Below are 15612 nucleotides of genomic sequence, written 5' to 3' on the forward strand. Positions count from 1 at the left end.
AGATCAAGGTAAATTGTGGCACGCCTATGGACAGGACGTGGTTTTTCGCGGACGAATTTAGTCAAATCTGGGAGTGAACGAATGGATCTGGGGATCAGTGGAAAGCGGGCTCTGGTATGCGCCTCGAGCAAAGGGTTGGGGCGGGGATGTGCCGAAGCGCTGGCAGAGGCAGGTGTCAAGCTTGTCATGAACGCGCGTGGAGCAGAGGCGCTTGAAGCGACCGCAAACGATATTCGAACCGCCTATGGCGTCGACGTGATCACCGTCGCCGCAGACATCGTGAGCGAAGAAGGCCGTGCAAAGGTGCTCGAAGCGGCAGGCGACGTGGACATTCTGGTCACCAACGCGGGTGGTCCACCTCCGGGGGTGTGGTCCGATTGGGGTCGAGAGGATTTTATAAAAGCGTTGGATTCCAACATGCTGACGCCCATCGCGCTGATGACTGCGTTGATGCCGGGCATGATCGACCGGGGCTGGGGCCGTGTCGTCAATATCACGTCGCAATCGGTCAAGGCACCGATCCCGGCCCTGGGTTTGTCCAATGCCGCGCGCACCGGATTGACCGGTTATGTTGCAGGCACGGCGCGGCAGGTGGCGCCAAACGGGGTTGTCGTGAACAACATGTTGCCCGGCATCCACGCCACCGACCGTGCCGATCAACTGGATGGCGGTGTGTCCAAGGCCCAGGGGATCACTGTTGATGAAGCCCGCGCAAACCGTCAGGCCACGATCCCGGCGCGGCGCTATGGCACGCGCCAGGAATTCGGCGCGATGTGTGCGTTCCTGTGTTCGCAGCACGCCGGCTTTATCGTCGGACAGAACATCCTTGTGGACGGTGGTGGCACCAACGCGACGATCTGATCCGTGGCGCGCGGACCGGACGGGAAAGGGCAGGCACAGGGATTTTCCCTGAAGGATCAGCTGTTCAATGCCGAATCCATCGGGGATTTGGCAGCAGAATATTCGGTTCTGCCCTACTTTGACGGTGCGCGGTTTCAGACTGACGCCCTCGCGGGGATGGCCTCGCGGGGGTTGCTTGAACGGTTGGATTGGCTGGCCGATTGCGTTCAGGCGCAACTGCCTGCACGATTTCCCGAAATGGCAGAAGCGCTGGAGGCGGCGATGCCCCCGGCGCTGAGCGCAGACAAAACGGACGATGATTTCGGGCGATTCATCCATGCCGTGCCCGGAATTCTGGCGGTGCGGCATGGACTCGAGGCCCATCGGGACCGCGCACTGGACCTGTTGGAAACTGCGACACAGCGGTTTTCGATGGAGTTTTACATCCGCCCGTTTCTGAACCGCTGGCCGGATGAAACTCTCGCGCGGCTGGAGCGCTGGGTGACGCATGACCACTATCATGTGCGACGGCTGGTCAGCGAAGGCACGCGGCCCCGTTTGCCCTGGGCGGCCAATATCGCGCTGGATCCCCTGGTTCCGGTGCGGTTGCTGGATGCGCTTCACGCCGATCCGACCCGGTATGTCACGCGTTCGGTGGCCAATCACATGAACGACCTGACGCGGCATGCACCGGATGTGGTGGTCGACCGTCTTGGCGTTTGGGTGGCCGAGCGACGGCAAGACCCGAAAGAACTGGATTGGATGACTCGCCACGCGCTGCGCACGGCGGTCAAGCGCGGCGAACCGGGTGCGCTTGCTTTGCTGGGCTATGCGCAGGATCGCGCGTTGTCGGTGGATGTCAGCCTGACACCCAACCCGGTGGCGATCGGAACGTCGCTTGAGATTTCGGTTAGGTTGGAGTCCATAGACACCCTGCCGGTCCTGGTCGATTACCGGATCGTGTTTCACCGCCCGAATGGGCGACGTGGTGAAAAGGTGTTCAAGCTGAAGGCGGCAAAGATCCGGGCAGGGGAGCCGCTTGTCCTGACCAAGGTACACAGGCTGAAAGACGCCGCGTCGACTTTTACCCTGCACCCCGGACCACATCGGGTGATTGTGCAGGTGAACGGGCAGGACAGGGCGGAAGCCGAGGTCGCGTTTGTTTAGCGGGTCGGGGGCAGATGCCCGGCCCGTGGGTTTGGCGGCCTGATCCCGTTCAAAGGATGTGGTCCATCAGAGTGTCGCGTTCGACCAGCGGGATTCCAGCTTTTCCAATGCGTCGATGCGTTCGGATGTTTTTGGATGCGACATCAGCCACGCCGGAACCACACCCGACCGGGACTTGGTCAACGCATCCAGTTTTGTGAACAGCGACTTCTGCGGCGCAATGCCGATTCCGGCCTTGTGCAGCAGGGCTGCGGCATAGGCATCCGCCTCGTATTCATCGCCACGCGACAGACGTGCGGCCAGAAGGGTTGCAACCGAGTTCGCGATCATCACGCCAATCCCGGGCAGGAACCGGGACAACACCATCGCAAGCGCGGTCCGCAAGGCGTTCTGGCCCGAGAAGTCGATCATCCTCCGCCGCGTGTGGCCAAGCGCGACATGTCCCAATTCGTGTGCGATGACGCTCGCCAACTCTTCGCCAGACACCTCGCCGTTCTGGTATTTGTGGTAAAAGCCGCGCGTGATGAAAATACGTCCGTCCGGTGCGGCAAGCCCGTTGACAGGATCGATCTCGTAGATGTGGACGCGAATACGCTCTAGCTCCAGCGCTTTGGCAAGACGGTCGGTCAATGCCTTGAGCCGCGGATCCGCCAGTTCGGTTGACTTGGCGTCCAGTTCGCGTTTCGTGCGCCAGACCGAGAAATGATACATCGCCAGCGCGTAGAGAATCGCAAGAAGGATCGGGGTGACTTTCAACATACCCAAGATATGGGTTGAGGGGACGCCAAGGGCAAGCACGGCGCGACGGTTGCGCCGTGCAAAATTTTAACGAAGCGGTCAGCTTGCAAGTTTCGCATCCAGCGTGATGTCCGCAGCCGTCAGAAGCTTGGACACCGGGCAATTTTCCTTTGCCGTGGTCGCCGCCTTCTGAAAGTCGCTTTCGCTGATTCCGGGGATCGTCGCAGTAAGATCAAGATGGATCTTAGTGATCGCAAACCCGTTCGCTTGTTCTTCAAGACTGACTTTCGCTTTTGTATCAATGGCATCTGCGACCACGTCATATTCGCCAAGGATCATCGACAAGGCCATGGAAAAGCACCCTGCATGGGCCGCGCCGATCAGTTCCTCGGGGTTCGTGCCGGGCTTGTCCTCGAACCGGTTGTTGAAGCCGTAGGGTTGATTCTCCAGCGCGCCGGACTGGGTCGAGATCTTGCCTTTGCCGTCTTTGAGACCACCAGACCAATGGGCGGATGCTGTTTTGTTGATCATGTCGACGCTCCTGTCATTCGTGTTGCACTTCCATGTGAACGACTGGCGGCTGATGTTGGTTCCAACACAGCCCCGTGTCGTCACTGCGCGTGCCGGACCGAGCGCCGCAAATGGCGTCCCAGCAGGACCGCAAGGAACGCGGCGGCAAGGGCAGCGGTGATGTTGCCTGACAGGTCGGCGATCATGTCGATATTGCTCGCAAAAGCCCAGCCAAGCCCCGCATAAAGCGTCACCCAGACCAGTTCCCCACCTGCGCTTGCCACCGAAAAGCGCATCCAGCCAAACCCTGTCGCACCCGCCGTGAGGTTTACATAAGGGCCAAGCGGGCTCATCAGCCAGCGGGTCAGAAACACCGTCAGACCACCACGCCGGGACAGCCGGTCCTTGGCCGCCGCCATCATCCGCGCAGCATTGGCCCTGCCGACGAGCGCCGAGTCGATCCGCGTTTGAAACAGCCGGGCCGCAGTGTAACCCGCCTGATCCCCCAGCACGGCGCCCGAATAGGACGCAAGCACAACAGCGGTGATCGACAGGTCACCGCCTGCCGCAAAGGCTCCGGCGGCCAGCATCAGCAAGGATGATGGCACCGGCACCATCAAACAGCTGAGAAAGGTGACAAGGAACAACAAGGGAATGCCGGTCGATGCCAATCCGGACAGCAACCATTCGGTCATGGGAGCGTCGCGTCCAGAAACAGACGTAGATCCGTGATCAGGGTCTCGACCGGGACACCTTGCGCCGCGGCAATGTCGTTCAGCGTCTGACCATGCGGTTGCACCTTCGCATCAAGACCAAGGGCCGTTGCCACGTCCTTGGGGTCGATCTCCCATGAGCGGGCAATGTAGCCGGGGGTCATCCAGCGATCCGGCTGTTGCTGCAAATGCGCCGGATCAGACCAGTAGATCGTTGCGACCGCCAGTCGTACGGCAAAGAACCCGGTCGCAAGAACGGCGAGCAGAAACGCAATCAGGGGCAGGCGGCGATGTGTCCAGAGATGCACAAGCGCCGACCAGCTCACTTTGCCAGTTCCCGGATCCCGCGGCTGATCCCGTCAAGCGTCATCGGCACCATCGCATCCTCGAAAATCTCGCGGATCATCTGGATCGACTGGGTGTAGTGCCAGTGATGTTCCGGTGTCGGGTTGATCCAGACATGGTGCGACCATTGCGTCCGCGCCCGCTCCAGCCAGACCCGACCGGCTTCGGCGTTCCAGTGTTCATTCGCGCCCCCGGCATAGGCAATCTCGTAGGGGGACATTCTGGCATCCCCGACGAAGATGCATTTGTAATCCGGCCCATAGGTGTTGAGAACGTCCATCGTTGGTGTCTGCGCGTCCCAGCGGCGGCGATTGTCCTTCCACACGCCTTCATAAAGGCAGTTGTGGAAGTAGAAATGCTCAAGATGTTTGAATTCGGCGCGCGCGGCCGAGAACAGTTCTTCCACCACTTTCACATGCGGATCCATCGACCCACCGATGTCCAGAAACAGGATCACCTTGACCGCGTTGCGTTTTTCCGGCCGCGTTTGCACGTCAAGATACCCATGCTCTGCCGTAGCGCGGATGGTGCCGTCCAGATCAAGCTCGTCCGCCGCACCGTCGCGCGCCCAGCGGCGCAGCCGTTTCAGCGCCACCTTGATGTTGCGGGTGCCAAGCTCGACACTGTCATCCAGATTGCGAAACTCGCGCTTGTCCCAGACCTTGACCGCCCGCTGGTGGCGGGACTCGCTCTGGCCGATCCGGACGCCTTCGGGATTGTAACCATACGCTCCGAACGGCGAGGTGCCGGCGGTGCCGATCCATTTGCTGCCACCCTGATGGCGGCCCTGCTGTTCCTTGAGCCGCTCTTTCAGCGTCTCCATCAGCGCGTCAAAGCCCCCCAGCGCCTCGATCTCGGCCTTCTCTTCGTCGCTCATGTGCTTTTCGGCCATCTTGCGCAGCCAGTCCTCGGGCAGGTCCAGCGCCTCGAGCACACCTTCGGCGGAAAGTTGGTCCAACCCCTTGAAAGTCTCGGCGAAGGCGCGATCAAAGCGGTCGATATGGCGTTCGTCTTTGACCATCGCAGTGCGGGCCAGGTAATAGAACGCCTCCGGATCATAGGTGGCAAGACCCGCGCGCATGGCCTCCAGAAAGCTCAGGTATTCCCGCAGGGAAACCGGAACGCCGGTGCGTCGAAGGGTGTCGAAAAACGGGACAAACATGGACTTGATCTAGCAACTGGCCGCAGCTCTGACCAGCCGTCCCCTTGCGTCTTCGGCTCAAAAATATCCCGGGAGAGGCCGCCTTGGCCGACAAGGGCAGAGCCCCCAAACGTTTCCGTCACCGGAAACGGCCGATGCGTCAACGCATCGTCGCCCTTCTCACAACACCAGTTTTTCGATCGCGATGGTTGCGATCAGCCCGAGAAGCGAAAAAGCAATCGCGTAAACAGCGCCATACTGCCACATATCGGCCCGGTTGCCTTTGCGTTTTCTGGCAGTCATGGCACCGATGATGGCGCCCAGAAGTGCCCCTGCGAGAACGATCATAGTCTGTTTCCGGCCCTGTTGAGTGGGTTGAGCACACCGATCTCGCGCAGCTTTGCCCGCACCGACCAATCCGAGCCGAACCCGTAACGCGCCCATCCCAGACTGTCCAGACGCACGTCCGTCCCGGCGGACACGCGGCCTTGCAGATCCAGTGCCTCGGCGCGCAGCATCAACAGTGTCGACAAGAGCGCTGCGTTTTCGTGACGTGTGGCCAGTTCGATCGAGATCCCGGTCAATCTCATCGCGTCTTCAGGACGGTTCTCGGTCAACGCAAACGCCGCCAGTTGCGAGGCCACATAGGCGCGATGCAATTCAGTGTGGGGCGCGCGGGCGAAATAGGCGTCCGCCTGAAGGAATTGCGCGCGTGCCGCGTCGGTATCCGTGGATTGCAGGATGCGTCCCATCGCGTAATGGGTAAAGCCGCGACGGTGGTCGTCCCACCCCATCGCAGACGCGATGCTAAGCGCATCCGTCGCAGCAGCCCGCCGCGCGACCGGCGATGCACCCGGTCCAAGTGCGGTCTGGATCGCATCGATCCACGGGCGCGGTGTGCGTGCAGGACGTCGCGCCGGCAGGAATTCGCCTTGTGGGTTGAGTCGGGCAAAAATGCCGGGGATACGCCCCAACACCTCGTTGCGGGACATGCCGTTGCGCAGGGCCGGGTCGTAATAGGCACGCAGGATCAGCATGTCATAACCGGTCAGCACCGTATGCACATTGTCATCGTTGAAGACTGAATCAGGTAGACGATACAGGTCATTCAGCGGTCCCAGGGCCTGTGCCAACTCCTCGTGAAGGCAATCGCGGGCTTCTTGCGGACTTGAATCGTTGGGCAGGAACACCGCCAGTCGGGTGCGACTGGTGATCTTGCCCCAATTCACCCGGTTTGAACGCCGCGCCGTCCGGTATTCCGAAAGGGTCGACACGTTCGGCACCACGAAACAGGCCGCCTGTGGCAAAAACCGCTGAATCTCGGCGCGGCTTACGGCGTTGATGGTGACGCTGGCATCGGCCGATGTGGTTGTGTGGATGTCGATTCCGGCTTCGGTGCGCAAGCGATGCAGCAGACGATCCAGGTCACTGGGCACGGTGGGCTGAACACTGCCAATCAGGCGCACGGTGATCGGGCCTTCGAACCGTGTGAACATCTCAAGATCACGTCCGGATTCAAGTCCCATGGCAAGATCCATGAAATCTCGGCTCAGATCGGTATTGGAGGTTTGAACCGGCTGCGGGCGCGGGACGGAAAACACCTTCATCGGCGGCAGGCTGGTATCGACAAAGGCGGCGCGGGTGGCCGGTTCCGAATGAGAGACTGGCATACACGCGCCAAGAAACAGGTAAAGCGGCAATAGGACTCGGCGCATCCGTCAGCCCCGCTGGTACTTGATGAACGGGGTAAGTTGGCCGACGCGGTCATATAGCTGCCGCGCGGTGTGGTTGAAATCCTGCGTCGTCCAGTAGACCGACGGCGCGTCGGCCTCGTCTGCCTTGGTGTACACCGCTTCGATCAGCGCGCGTCCGACACCAAGACCACGGGCCTCGGGCACAGCGAACAGATCCTGCAGATAACAGACGTTCTCGATTTTCCAGCAATGGCGGTGGAACAGGTAATGTGTCAGCCCCACCAGCCGACCATCCTGTTCTGCGACCAGGCCATTGAAATCCTGCGGATCGTCGCCCAACAGGCGCGCGAAGGTGCTGTCGTAGACGGCCTCGGAAACCGAGGTCTCGTAAAACGTCAGATAGCCGCGCCACAAGGCGCACCACGAGTCGTAATCGGTCGCGCGCACAAAGCGCACGTTCAGGTCTGGTTGGGACACGTCTGAAGCCTGCCTGCTTTCTTGCGGATACTTTACGATCCGCGGTTTTCTTGTCCTCTGTAGGGACAGCTTACGGCGAAACCGTGTTTTTTGACCAGCCCGAACGAATCGGTGCGAATCATTTTCTGTAGCATTGCGAATCGGCAACAGGAATTAATTAAAAACAATGACTTAAGATGTGCAAACAAGCAACAGACAAAGCGCTGGCCGATATCCGGGATCGGGCAATGCGCCTTTGGCTATCGGAGGCGCAGAAATCAAGGTAAGCCCGCGCCATGAGTGACACCGCACCCCTTGAGATCTTTCTGTCCGGCACGCCGGGACTGGAACCCGTGCTGCGCGACGAAGCGGTCGAAAAAGGCTTCACCAACCCGCAGGTTGTGCCCGGTGGCGTGACGCTGATGGGTGACTGGCCCGAGGTCTGGCGCGCCAATCTGGTGCTGCGCGGCGCGGGTCGGGTCCTTGCGCGGGTGGCGCGGTTCCGGGCCTTGCACCTGGCGCAGCTTGACAAGCGGTCCCGCAAGATCGACTGGGCAGGGCTGTTGCGCGCGGATGTGCCTTATCGGGTCGAGTCCACCTGCCGCAAATCCCGCATCTATCACGCAGGTGCCGCGACCGAGCGGGTCGAGACCGCGATTTCGGACGCACTGGGGCGCGAACCTGTCGAGAAAGCCGCGCTGGTTGTGCGGGTCAGGATAGAGGATGATCTGTGCGAGATCAGCCTCGACACCTCCGGCGAGGCGCTTCATCGACGTGGGCACAAACAGGCGGTGGGCAAGGCACCCATGCGCGAGACATTGGCCGCGCTGTTCCTGCGCTCCTGCGGTTATACCGGTGCCGAGCCTGTGGTCGACCCGATGTGCGGCTCTGGCACCTTTGTGATCGAAGCAGCCGAGATCGCGATGGGTCTCGCACCGGGACGCGCCCGCGCTTTCGGGTTCGAGGATCTTGCCTCTTTCGACGCCACGCGCTGGTCCGAATTGCGCGCAGCGCTCCAGGACCCCGTCGAAACCGATCGTCGCTTCTACGGGTTTGACCGTGATGCCGGCGCCATCACCAATGCCACAGCCAACGCAGACCGGGCAGGGGTGTCCGCTGTCACGCAGTTTGTCCACCAACCCGTGGCCGATCTTGTTCCCCCCGCAGGCCCACCCGGCCTTGTGATCGTGAATCCGCCATACGGTGCTCGGATCGGCAATCGAAACCTGCTTTTCGCGCTCTACGGCTCTTTCGGCACCGTGTTGAAAGAGCGGTTCTCGGGCTGGCGCGTCGGCATCGTCACGTCAGACAAGGGGCTGGCCCGTGCAACAGGTCTGCACTACCGCCAGGTCAGCGCGCCGATCCCGCATGGCGGGCTCAAGATCCAGCTGTTCCAGACCGGCCCTCTGAAATAGGCTCGATCCGGGTTTCTTTGGGCTGAAAATACCTCGGGGGGTTTGGGGGGCTGGCCCCCCAATCGTTTCCGTTGACGGAAACGGACAGATGCGTCGACGCATCTATCGTCCGGTCCCTACCGCCGCTCGCGCCGGGCCATGAAGGCCAGACGTTCAAACAGATGCACGTCCTGTTCGTTCTTGAGCAACGCCCCGTGCAGTTTCGGCAGCGCATTCACCCCGTCGCGCTTCAGATCCTCGGCCGTCATGTCCTCGGCCAGCAACAGCTTGAGCCAGTCCAGAACTTCCGACGTCGACGGCTTTTTCTTCAGCCCGGTCTGTTCGCGCAGTTCGTAGAACTGGGTCAGCGCGGAGGTCAGAAGCGCGTCCTTGATGCCGGGATGATGCACTTCGACGATGCGCCGCAGCGTGTCGGGGTCGGGAAAGCGGATGTAGTGAAAGAAACACCGCCGCAGGAACGCGTCGGGCAGTTCCTTTTCGTTATTCGAGGTGATGATCACGATGGGACGATGGCGGGCAGTCACGGTTTCGCCGGTCTCGTAGACATGGAACGCCATCTTGTCGAGTTCCTGCAGCAGGTCGTTGGGAAACTCGATATCGGCCTTGTCCACCTCGTCGATCAGCAGCACGACCTTTTCATTTGCATCAAACGCCTGCCAGAGCTTGCCCTTGCGGATGTAATTGGACACGTCGTTGACACGTTCGTCGCCCAGCTGGCTGTCGCGCAACCGGCTGACCGCGTCGTATTCATACAGACCCTGCTGCGCCTTGGTGGTGGATTTGATGTTCCATTCGATCATGCTCAGGCCCAGTCCGGCGGCGACTTGACGGGCCAGTTCGGTCTTGCCTGTGCCCGGTTCGCCCTTGACCAGAAGCGGGCGTTCCAGTGTCACCGCGGCGTTGACCGCGATGGTCAGGTCATCGGTTGCCACATAGCTGTCCGTGCCTTCGAATCTCATATGATTTCTGCCTTTTTGTGTCTTGGTCCCAGTACAGGGATTTCACTGTTTTGTGCTGCTATTCGGTAGTGACAACCTCGGGGCCTTGAGTTAAGTGCTGCGCGTAGGGGTGCCAGATATCTAGGGGAATTTCTATGACAGATACTGGCGTAGACAAGGGGACCAAGATGAAAGCCGAAACTTTCCTGCCCGATGATTATCGACCCGCCGAGGACGAGCCTTTCATGAACGATCGCCAGGTCGAGTGGTTCCGCCGTGAGCTTCTTGAGCAGCGCAGTGAGTTGCTGAGCGACAGCAAATCCACCATTGCAGGCCTTCAGGACGGAACGCGCAACATCCCGGATGTGGCGGATCGTGCGTCCGAGGAAACCGACCGTGCGCTCGAATTGCGGATCCGTGACCGTCAGCGCAAGCTGGTGTCCAAAATCGACGCGGCCCTGCGCCGGATCGACGAAGGCGAATTTGGCTTTTGTCAGGCAACCGGCGAGCCGATTTCGCTCAAGCGGCTGGTCGCTCGGCCAACCACAACGCTCAGCCTCGAAGCGCAAGAGCGCCATGAGCGACGCGAAAAGGTCCATCGCGACGATTGATGCGGAACGCGTCTGAATGAGTTTTTTCGCGCCGGAGCTGCAGCTCTGGCGCGTTTTCTTTTGAGGGGCATGACGTGGACCTGAAGTCTCTGGACATCACGGTGATCGGTGGCGGCATCGGCGGGCTGACCTCGGCCCTGGCGTTGCGGCAACGCGGGGCGTCGGTGACTGTGCTCGAACAGGCCGAAGCCATCACCGAGGTCGGTGCCGGCATTCAGGTATCGCCCAACGGTCTGCGGGTGATCGAAGCGCTGGGGTTGGCGAACGACCTCTTCGCGCGATCGGTTCAGGGGCGTGCGGTGTCTTTGCGCAACGGGTCAACCGGGGCCGAAGTGGCGCGGCTTGATCTAAAGCGACTGCCCGACGATCAACGGTATCTTTTTGTGCATCGCGCTGATCTGGTTGATCTTCTCTCGGCCGCGGCGCGCGCGCAGGGCGTGTCGGTGCGGCTGTTGCAGCGGGTGGATACGGTCACATCCGGACCGCGTCCGAAGGTCGTTCTGGCCACCGGCGACCAGCGAGAAACCGATCTGGCTATCGGTGCGGACGGGATTCATTCGGCGGTGCGACCGGGGCTCAACTCGGCGCAGAAGCCGTTTTTTACCGGGCAGGTGGCGTGGCGGTGTATCGTGCCGAACACCACCGGTCACCCGGCGCATGCGCGGGTGCATATGGGGCCGGGGCGGCACATGGTGACCTATCCGCTTCGGGATGGCACGTTGCTCAACGTGGTGGCCGTCGAAGAGCGCGCCCAATGGGCAGCGGAAAGCTGGTCGCAAAGGGATGATGCGGACAACATGCGCAAGGCGTTCGCCGGGTTCGATGCCGAAGTCCACCAAATCCTGTCCCAGGCCGAAAATCCGGGTGTCTGGGGTTTGTTCCGCCATCCGGTCGCTGCGCGCTGGTACGGGCAGGGAACCGCCTTGCTTGGGGATGCGGCGCATCCGACGCTGCCCTTTCTGGCGCAGGGGGCCAATATGGCGATGGAAGATGCGTGGGTTCTGGCCGACGCACTCACGCAGGCGCAAGACCTTGGGGCAGGGCTGGCCGAGTATCAACAGCGTCGCAAGGCAAGGGTCACACGGGTGATCGACGCCGCCAGCAGGAACGCGCGCAATTACCACCTGTCGCCGGGTCCGTTTCGGTTTGCTGCACATACGGCACTGGGCCTGCTCAGCCGGGTGTCACCGGGGCAGATGTTGGGGCGGTTCGACTGGCTTTACGGGCATGACGTCACGCGGACATCTGCGGGCTGACATGTACCACTATTGCAGGGGGCGACAGCGCGAATTGGCGTGTTACACTCTGCTTGAGATTAAGGCAAAATTCGGAGGAGATCACCTGAATGGAGCGGTTTGACACATGTCCGGAAACGGCGCTCGCCTGGCATCGCGCGGGCAAGGGGGCTGTGCTTGCCACGGTGATCGAGACCTGGGGCAGCGCGCCCCGCCGGGTTGGTGCGCAACTGGCGATATCCGGCGAGGGAGAGATCGAAGGCTCTGTCTCGGGCGGATGCGTTGAAGGGGCGGTGATCGTCGAGGCGATGGACGCACTGGAAGACGGCACACCGCGCGAGCTTGAATTCGGGGTCAGCGACGACGATGCGTTTGCTGTCGGGCTGGCCTGCGGCGGCACCATCCGCGTCTTGCTGGAACCTGTTGGTGCGGTCCTGCCCGAAGAGATTCTGGACCAGTTGGTAAAATATCGCGCCACCCGGAGCCCCGTCGCCTATGTGGTTGACCTGGATGGAAACTCCCGGTCTCTGACGCAGGATGGACATGACATGGCGTTCCGTATGGATCGCTCGGGTTTTGTCGAGGACAGTCGCACCTTTGTCGCCATCCACAACCCGCCGCTGCGGCTTATCATCGTGGGGGCGGTGCATATCGCGCAGGCGCTTGTTCCGATGGCGCGGATCGCGGGTTATGATCCAACACTGATCGACCCGCGCGAGGCTTTTGGGTCGGACAGCCGCTTTCCCGGCGAAACGATCCTGCATGACTGGCCGGACGAGGCTGTGAAGACCCTGGGGCTTGATACCCGCACGGCGCTTGTGCTGCTGACGCATGATCCGAAACTCGACGATCCCGCACTGGAACACGCCTTGCGGGCAAACTGCTTTTAGATCGGTGCGCTTGGATCGAAACGGACCCACGCAAAGCGGGTAGAGCGGTTGACGGCGTCAGGCTTTACCGAGGCGGAGATCGCGCAGATTCACGGACCCATCGGGCTTGATATCGGGGCGGCTGGTCCTGCCGAAATCGCGGTGTCGATCCTGGCCGAGATGACACGCGTGTTGCGGAAGGGCGCATGAAGTTCGGTCTGGTTCCCCTGGAAGCTGCGCAAGGGGCGATTCTCGCGCATTCCGTCGCGTTGCCCAAAGGGCGTCTGCGCAAGGGTGTGACGCTGGACAAAGCCGCTTTGGACAAACTGTCCACTGCCGGAGTGAAAGAAGTCACGGTTGCCCGTCTCGAGGAAGGGGACGTTCACGAAGACACGGCGGCGCAACGTCTTGCAAACGCCTTGGTGCCTGACCCGGATGCCGTGTGCCTGCGGGTGGCCCCGGCCAGCACCGGACGCGTGAACATCTATGCGACCCAAAACGGTGTGGCGTCAATTGATGCCGACCGGATCAATGCGGTGAACGCGGTGCATCCGATGGTGACGGTGGCAACCGTACCGCAATGGCAGCGCATGGCGGCGCGCGGGATGGTCGCGACGGTGAAGATCATATCCTACGGCGCACCGGGTCATGCGGTCGACGCCGCCTGTGCGGCCGGCCGTAACGCGCTGACGCTTTGTCCGGTGCGCCGCAGATCGGCGCTGTTGATCCAGACCAGCGTCGGCGGGCGCGACAACGGTGCCAAGGGTCAGCGCGCCATGGCGTTGCGGTTTGAGCGGATGGGGGTGTCTCTTGGCCCCAGGACCGTTGTACCGCATCAGGTGGATGCGTTGCGCAGCGCGCTGGCCGGTGCGGTTTCGCAGTTCGATATCGTCTGTGTTCTGACCGGGTCCGCTACATCGGACCTCTACGACGTGGCCCCAGAGGCGCTTCGGGCGGCAGGTGGTCAGGTGGTGCATTACGGCATGCCGGTTGATCCGGGCAACCTCTTGTTCTGGGGACATTTGGGTGACGCGCCGGTGATCGGCTTGCCCGGCTGTGCGCGGTCCCCGGCGATGAACGGCGCGGATTGGGTGCTGGAGCGCATGCTGTGCGATGTGCCCGTCACCGCCGCAGACATCATGGGGCTGGGTGTTGGCGGATTGCTGAAGGAACCGCCATCCCGCCCCGCACCGCGTGAAAAGGCATAGAAAAAGCGACCCGAAGGTCGCTTTCAAAATTTTCAGAACAAGACGTCGCGATTATTTCGGCAGCGGGCCGATCATCATAACCATCTGACGACCTTCCATCTTTGGCATGTTTTCGACTTTGCCATGCTCTTTGGTGTCTTCCGCAACCCGCTCCAAAAGCTCGCGCCCAAGGTTCTGGTGTGCCATTTCGCGGCCCCGGAAACGCAGGGTGATCTTCACCTTGTCGCCGTTCTCAAGAAACTTGAAGACGTTGCGCATTTTGACTTCGTAGTCATTCGTATCAGTATTGGGTCGAAATTTGACCTCTTTGATCTCGATGATCTTCTGCTTCTTGCGCGCTTCGGATTCGCGCTTTTGCTGTTCGTATTTGAACTTGCCGAAATCCATGATCTTGACGACCGGTGGATTCGCGTTTGGTGAAATCTCAACAAGATCCAACCCGGCTTCTTCAGCCAGCTGCATGCCGCGTTCGGGCGTGACAACACCCACGTTTTCACCGTCTGCGCCAATCAGGCGTATTTCAGCGGACCGAATGCGGTCATTGACGCGGGGGCCGGTGTCGCGCTGTGGTGGCGCGTTATGTGGTCTGCGGGCTATGGTGTTGCTCCTTTAATGCAGTTCAAATCAAGGCTGTAAAGTAGACGTCATACTGACGCGTTTCAAGCGGCTTTTCGGCGGATATGGGCCGATCTGTCCGGGGGTCCCCTTGATGTCACAGGACATGGACCGCACATCTCCTTCAGAAGCCTGCACTGTGAGGGTGCGGAGCGGCGAAGTCTCAAAGTGGGGGTCATGGATCCGATGAAAAACCTGATCATTCTAGCAGTTGTGGCTGCTGCCGGCATTGGTGTCTGGCTGTTTACCCAATCCGGCGATACGCCTGAAATGGCCGACAGCGGCACAGAGGTGGTGACCGACACCGCCGAGGACACGGCAGAGGCCACGCAAAGCGCGACCGAAGAGGCGGCGGAAGAGACCGCTGATGCTGCCGATGCGGCAGATGACGCTGCATCGGACACCGTTGATGGCATGGCCGAAACGATGGAAGAGGCTGTCACTGACGCCAACGAAGCCGCGGACAACGCAGCGACAGAGGCTGGTGAAGCGGCAAACACACTGGCCGAGTCCGCTGGTGAGGCGGTTGACGGGGCCATCACAACCGCGAACGAAGCTGCGTCCGACGCGGCTGACGCTATCGGCGAAGCCTTTGATACGGCGACCGGGACAGCGGACGACGCCGCCGAGACCGCAACCGACACAGCGGAAACAGCCGTTGACGCCACAGAAGACACTGCAGGCGATGTCATCGACGGGACAGCCGATGTGGCGAACGACGGGGCAGACGCCACAGTGGAAACCGCGAACGACGCTGCGGAAGCTGTCTCTGAAACCGCTGCCGAAACATCAGAGGCCGCAACCGACACAGCGACAGACGCCGTCGAAAGCACGGTGGACGCAACCGAAGATGCGGCGACCGCAACCGCCGATGCCGCAGGTGAGACGGCGAATGACATTGACGAACTGCTCACCGTCGAAGGTTTCGACTACGACCAAGTGGTCGACTACATCGACAATTCGGACCTTTCCCTGATGATCAAGACATCGACCAAGGCGGCACTGGATCGGGTGCGCGACAGCCCCGAGCAATTGCAAGCGGTGCTGGAGACGTTGCGGGATCAGTTGGGTCTTTGACGCAAAATCATCATGATAAGACAATGCCGCGCAGGGAAAG

At 61.0% G+C, this 15612-nt stretch carries 17 protein-coding genes and 1 pseudogene; 8 read left to right on the forward strand and 10 right to left on the reverse strand.

From position 1 onward, the window contains the following. The first annotated feature begins 81 nt into the window (after positions 1-81). On the forward strand, positions 82-861 hold the full coding sequence (locus ACTIEN_RS17145; RefSeq protein WP_439524369.1) for an SDR family oxidoreductase: 780 nt from the start codon (positions 82-84) through the stop codon (positions 859-861). A gap of 3 nt (positions 862-864) precedes the next feature. Continuing rightward, positions 865-2007 (forward strand): hypothetical protein, encoded by a 1143-nt coding sequence (locus ACTIEN_RS17150; RefSeq protein WP_439524370.1) that lies wholly within the window; start codon positions 865-867, stop codon positions 2005-2007. Between the two features lie 66 nt (positions 2008-2073). Here the strand turns inward: ACTIEN_RS17150 and ACTIEN_RS17155 are convergent, their stop codons facing one another. The 8 genes from ACTIEN_RS17155 to ACTIEN_RS17190 all read right to left on the reverse strand — a co-directional run bounded on the left by ACTIEN_RS17155 (position 2074) and on the right by ACTIEN_RS17190 (position 7625). Then, positions 2074-2766 (reverse strand): M48 family metalloprotease, encoded by a 693-nt coding sequence (locus ACTIEN_RS17155; protein WP_439524371.1) that lies wholly within the window; start codon positions 2764-2766, stop codon positions 2074-2076. A gap of 78 nt (positions 2767-2844) precedes the next feature. Beyond that, the gene (locus ACTIEN_RS17160; protein WP_439524372.1) at positions 2845-3276 is read right to left on the reverse strand and encodes an OsmC family protein; all 432 of its coding nucleotides are present in this window, start codon (positions 3274-3276) and stop codon (positions 2845-2847) included. Between the two features lie 80 nt (positions 3277-3356). Beyond that, entirely contained in the window at positions 3357-3950 is a 594-nt protein-coding gene (locus tag ACTIEN_RS17165; protein WP_439524373.1) for a DedA family protein, read from the reverse strand. Then, positions 3947-4294 (reverse strand): hypothetical protein, encoded by a 348-nt coding sequence (locus ACTIEN_RS17170; RefSeq protein WP_439524374.1) that lies wholly within the window; start codon positions 4292-4294, stop codon positions 3947-3949. The genes ACTIEN_RS17165 and ACTIEN_RS17170 overlap by 4 nt, the downstream gene beginning before the upstream one ends. Further along, a complete protein-coding gene (locus ACTIEN_RS17175; RefSeq protein ID WP_439524375.1) occupies positions 4291-5475 on the reverse strand; it encodes a vWA domain-containing protein in 1185 nt (394 codons plus the stop codon). Before ACTIEN_RS17175 ends, ACTIEN_RS17170 begins: the two co-directional genes overlap by 4 nt. A 159-nt stretch (positions 5476-5634) precedes the next feature. After that, the gene (locus ACTIEN_RS17180; protein WP_439524376.1) at positions 5635-5802 is read right to left on the reverse strand and encodes an apolipoprotein acyltransferase; all 168 of its coding nucleotides are present in this window, start codon (positions 5800-5802) and stop codon (positions 5635-5637) included. Then, positions 5799-7169, reverse strand: a complete 1371-nt coding sequence (locus ACTIEN_RS17185) for a DUF2927 domain-containing protein (protein ID WP_439524377.1) — start codon at positions 7167-7169, stop codon at positions 5799-5801. Before ACTIEN_RS17185 ends, ACTIEN_RS17180 begins: the two co-directional genes overlap by 4 nt. A 3-nt stretch (positions 7170-7172) precedes the next feature. Further along, complete coding sequence (locus ACTIEN_RS17190; protein WP_439524378.1) at positions 7173-7625, reverse strand: GNAT family N-acetyltransferase; 453 nt, start codon at positions 7623-7625, stop codon at positions 7173-7175. 275 nt (positions 7626-7900) lie between these two features. On the opposite strand from ACTIEN_RS17190, the gene ACTIEN_RS17195 reads away from it, so the two are divergent. Continuing rightward, the gene (locus tag ACTIEN_RS17195; protein WP_439524379.1) at positions 7901-9019 is read left to right on the forward strand and encodes a THUMP domain-containing class I SAM-dependent RNA methyltransferase; all 1119 of its coding nucleotides are present in this window, start codon (positions 7901-7903) and stop codon (positions 9017-9019) included. A 116-nt stretch (positions 9020-9135) separates the two neighbouring features. On the opposite strand, the gene ACTIEN_RS17200 is transcribed toward ACTIEN_RS17195, so the two are convergent. Next, positions 9136-9978, reverse strand: coding sequence for an AAA family ATPase (locus ACTIEN_RS17200; RefSeq protein WP_439524380.1), 843 nt, complete (start codon positions 9976-9978; stop codon positions 9136-9138). 167 nt (positions 9979-10145) lie between these two features. On the opposite strand from ACTIEN_RS17200, the gene dksA reads away from it, so the two are divergent. The 4 genes and pseudogenes from dksA to ACTIEN_RS17220 all read left to right on the forward strand — a co-directional run bounded on the left by dksA (position 10146) and on the right by ACTIEN_RS17220 (position 13880). After that, a complete protein-coding gene (dksA, locus tag ACTIEN_RS17205; protein ID WP_439524405.1) occupies positions 10146-10568 on the forward strand; it encodes an RNA polymerase-binding protein DksA in 423 nt (140 codons plus the stop codon). A gap of 74 nt (positions 10569-10642) precedes the next feature. Further along, positions 10643-11824, forward strand: a complete 1182-nt coding sequence (locus ACTIEN_RS17210) for an FAD-dependent oxidoreductase (RefSeq protein ID WP_439524381.1) — start codon at positions 10643-10645, stop codon at positions 11822-11824. Between the two features lie 89 nt (positions 11825-11913). Further along, positions 11914-12882: pseudogene (locus tag ACTIEN_RS17215) on the forward strand (XdhC family protein). Beyond that, positions 12879-13880 (forward strand): molybdopterin-binding protein, encoded by a 1002-nt coding sequence (locus tag ACTIEN_RS17220; RefSeq protein WP_439524382.1) that lies wholly within the window; start codon positions 12879-12881, stop codon positions 13878-13880. The pseudogene ACTIEN_RS17215 and the gene ACTIEN_RS17220 overlap by 4 nt, the downstream one beginning before the upstream one ends. 51 nt (positions 13881-13931) lie before the next feature. On the opposite strand, the gene infC is transcribed toward ACTIEN_RS17220, so the two are convergent. Continuing rightward, a complete protein-coding gene (gene infC / locus ACTIEN_RS17225; RefSeq protein ID WP_439524406.1) occupies positions 13932-14477 on the reverse strand; it encodes a translation initiation factor IF-3 in 546 nt (181 codons plus the stop codon). A 195-nt stretch (positions 14478-14672) separates the two neighbouring features. Here infC and ACTIEN_RS17230 point away from each other — a divergent pair, with 195 nt between their 5' ends. Continuing rightward, positions 14673-15572 (forward strand): hypothetical protein, encoded by a 900-nt coding sequence (locus ACTIEN_RS17230; RefSeq protein ID WP_439524383.1) that lies wholly within the window; start codon positions 14673-14675, stop codon positions 15570-15572. The last annotated feature ends 40 nt before the right edge of the window (positions 15573-15612 follow it).

This window comes from Marivita sp. (assembly GCF_051859345.1).
GTDB lineage: Bacteria > Pseudomonadota > Alphaproteobacteria > Rhodobacterales > Rhodobacteraceae > Marivita.

Bases quoted from the DNA above. Each gene is read 5' to 3' on its own strand.
- ACTIEN_RS17155 (WP_439524371.1), bottom strand. From the start codon at position 2,766: ATGTTGAAAGTCACCCCGATCCTTCTTGCGATTCTCTACGCGCTGGCG.
- ACTIEN_RS17185 (WP_439524377.1), bottom strand. From the start codon at position 7,169: ATGCGCCGAGTCCTATTGCCGCTTTACCTGTTTCTTGGCGCGTGTATG.
- ACTIEN_RS17195 (WP_439524379.1), top strand. From the start codon at position 7,901: ATGAGTGACACCGCACCCCTTGAGATCTTTCTGTCCGGCACGCCGGGA.
- ACTIEN_RS17175 (WP_439524375.1), bottom strand. From the start codon at position 5,475: ATGTTTGTCCCGTTTTTCGACACCCTTCGACGCACCGGCGTTCCGGTT.
- ACTIEN_RS17230 (WP_439524383.1), top strand. From the start codon at position 14,673: ATGGATCCGATGAAAAACCTGATCATTCTAGCAGTTGTGGCTGCTGCC.
- dksA (WP_439524405.1), top strand. From the start codon at position 10,146: ATGAAAGCCGAAACTTTCCTGCCCGATGATTATCGACCCGCCGAGGAC.
- ACTIEN_RS17180 (WP_439524376.1), bottom strand. From the start codon at position 5,802: ATGATCGTTCTCGCAGGGGCACTTCTGGGCGCCATCATCGGTGCCATG.
- ACTIEN_RS17165 (WP_439524373.1), bottom strand. From the start codon at position 3,950: ATGACCGAATGGTTGCTGTCCGGATTGGCATCGACCGGCATTCCCTTG.
- ACTIEN_RS17220 (WP_439524382.1), top strand. From the start codon at position 12,879: ATGAAGTTCGGTCTGGTTCCCCTGGAAGCTGCGCAAGGGGCGATTCTC.
- ACTIEN_RS17145 (WP_439524369.1), top strand. From the start codon at position 82: ATGGATCTGGGGATCAGTGGAAAGCGGGCTCTGGTATGCGCCTCGAGC.
- ACTIEN_RS17160 (WP_439524372.1), bottom strand. From the start codon at position 3,276: ATGATCAACAAAACAGCATCCGCCCATTGGTCTGGTGGTCTCAAAGAC.
- ACTIEN_RS17200 (WP_439524380.1), bottom strand. From the start codon at position 9,978: ATGAGATTCGAAGGCACGGACAGCTATGTGGCAACCGATGACCTGACC.